This is a genomic window from Mycobacterium sp. TH-M82 (genome assembly GCF_057473605.1).
Genome location: NZ_JBYCKY010000440.1, coordinates 1 through 1,870 on the forward strand (window position 1 = coordinate 1; position 1,870 = coordinate 1,870).

Below are 1,870 nucleotides of genomic sequence, written 5' to 3' on the forward strand. Positions count from 1 at the left end.
GGGGTCCCGCCCACACCGTTAGTCTGGCCCACCATCCCGCCGACGTCGTAGCTGGTGACGGTGTTGGTGTCGAGGTTCAGCACCGACAGATTGTCGAAGAGCCCACCAGTGGTCATGTAGGCATCACCATCGGTGGTGTCGACAACCACCTCGCCCGGATTGATGCTGGGGTTAGCGACGAGGGTGTCAGAGTTCAGGTCGATCGTCAGCAGAAGCTCATTCTTGCCCACAATTTCGTGGGCGTAGAGATCGCCGTTGACGAGATCGTAGGGCACCACGGACGCGTGTGCGACGCCCGCGATGGTGTCGTTGGTGACGGTGTTGGTGGTGGGATCGATGACCGATAGTCCGCTGTTGGCGCCCCCGACGTAAAAGTCACCGTTGGCGGAGTCGTAGACGATCCCCGACGGACCGGAGCTGTCGGGGAGGGTGAGGGTGTCGGTGACGGTGTTGGTGTGCGGATCGATCACGGTCACCGTGTCGCTGTCGGGGTTAGTGATGTAGAGGTCGCCGTTGGTCGGGGCGACCGCCATCTGGCCTGGAGCGACGCCGATCGTGATGGTGTCGGTGACGGTGTTGGTGGTCGGGTTGATCACCGAGACGGTTCCGGGCTGGGAGTCAGCCCAGTCGTTGGTGTTGATCACGTAGATATCACTGTTAGCGGGGTCGTAGGCGATGCCGGTCAGATCCCCGACGGTGGGGCCCGCCGGCCCGACGGTGATGGTGCCGATGTTGGTGTTGGTGTCGGTGTTGATCACCGAGACGGTGCCGTTGTAAGTATCGGCGACGTAGAGGTCATGGTTGGCGGGGTCGTAGGTGATCGCTCCGGGCCCGTCACCGGCGCTGGCGATGAACTCAAGGGGCGAGGTGGCCGTCGGTGGTGCCGGGAATGCGCCGTTGGCCCCGTCCCAACTCAAGGAACCATTGGAACCGAAGATCCCCCCAGACCCGCCACCGGCCCCGGCGCCACCGGTCCCGGCGACTCCGTTAGCCCCATCGGCCGCCCCGGCACCGCCAGCACCTCCGACGCCGCCGTCACCACCGTTGCCCGCCGTGCCGGCATTACCGCCGTCACCGTAGAGCCAGCCACCATTGCCGCCGGCCCCGCCGTCGCCCCCGGCGCCGCCGTTTTGGCCCGCGCCACCGGCCACCCCAGCCAGAGCGCTGTTGTTTGTCCCGTCGGCGCCGACCGCACCCGTACCGCCCTCGCCGCCGTTGCCGCCGATCCCGAAGAACCCGGTCGCGTTCCCTCCAGCACCGCCGGCGCCACCATCGCCGCCCGGGGTGACCGCGTCACCGCCATCACCGCCGTTGCCGGCGATGCCGTAACCGGTGTCACCACCAGCCCCACCGGCCGATCCGTCAAACCCGTTGCCGCCGTCCCCGCCGTCACCGTCATAGGCCACACCGCCCGCACCGCCGGGGTCCCCGGCGATGGTGCTGTCCCAGCCGTTGCCGCCATCCCCGAACCACAACCCGCCCGCACCCCCATTTGGGTCGGCTTGGGTTCCGTTGGCGCCGTCACCGATCAAGATGCCCTGGCCGCCCCAGGACTGCCATTCACTGTTGAGTTGGGCGTCGAATGCTTCACCTTGGGCGCTGTCGATCCAGTTCTGTTCCCAGGTGTGGATCGGGTCGTAAATGTTGGTCTCATACCACTGCGTCAGGCTGTCGGTTGCCGCCGCCGAACCCGAGGCGTCCGCGCTGGCCGCCGCGTGCACCGACGCCGCCACGACCGAGTCCAGAGCACCCACATCGGTGTCGAGGTTGGGCAGCACAGTGTCGGCCCCCACGCCCAGATCCGCACCCACGCCCGCATCAGCCTCCGCCGACACCATCGAATCCATCAGCAGATCCATCATGTCGTCGA

1 protein-coding gene is annotated in these 1,870 nt (G+C 67.0%); it reads right to left on the bottom strand.

Annotated features, from left to right (window positions below):
* Positions 1 to 1,847 (bottom strand): YncE family protein (locus AC2VON_RS13575; RefSeq protein ID WP_486953435.1); only part of this gene is annotated, 1,847 nt, incomplete at its 3' end.
* Positions 1,848 to 1,870 lie beyond the last annotated feature (23 nt).